Genomic DNA, 642 nt, shown 5'->3' with positions numbered 1-642 from the left:
AGCCTACCTCCCCGTAGTCGACCAGCTGAAAAAGCTGCTTGAAGACCGGGGCCTGGAGGTTGCCGTCAGCCGCTTTCTGACGGATGCTGACCTAGCAGGACGGGGAAAGCGGCGGGCCAGGGAGCTGGAGAATTTCTTCCTGGACCCGGAAATGGCGCATATTTTTGATATTTCCGGCGGCGACCTGGCTAACACGGTTCTGGGTGAACTGGACCTTGACCGGATCAAGGGCAGTCAGGCAGTCTTTTATGGCTACAGCGACTTGACGACAATCTTGAATGCCCTGGCTGAAAATGGCAACCGGGCCGTGAACTTCCAGCTGCGCAACTGCCTGGAAAACGCTGATTTATTGACCGGCGGCTATTTGGACCGCCTTCTGGCGGGGAAGAACCTGCCGGATGATTTGGAAGTCGCTTTTTGCCAGGGCAGGCGGCTGGAGGGGCCGGTCTATGGCGGCAACTTGCGCTGCTTGCTCAAGCTGGCGGGAACGCCGTATTGGCCCGACTTCAAGGGGGCAGTCCTCTTGCTGGAAGCCTACCGGGGCCGGCCAGAGCGGGTCGCCAGTCTCTTGGAGCAGCTGAGGGAACTGGGCGTTTTTGACCAGGTTAGCGGCGTTTTGCTGGGAACCTTCAGCGAACTGGA

1 protein-coding gene is annotated in these 642 nt (G+C 59.2%); it reads left to right on the top strand.

The window, feature by feature from the left end; translation table 11 throughout:
- The coding region (locus tag lacNas_RS00280; protein WP_201346481.1) for an LD-carboxypeptidase at positions 1-642 on the top strand (642 nt) is incomplete at both ends.

It is taken from the genome of Lactobacillus nasalidis, assembly GCF_016587775.1.
Taxonomy (GTDB): Bacteria; Bacillota; Bacilli; order Lactobacillales; family Lactobacillaceae; genus Lactobacillus; species Lactobacillus nasalidis.
Note: the sequence above shows the minus strand (reverse complement) of the source record. Positions and strands in the feature narration are given on the sequence as shown.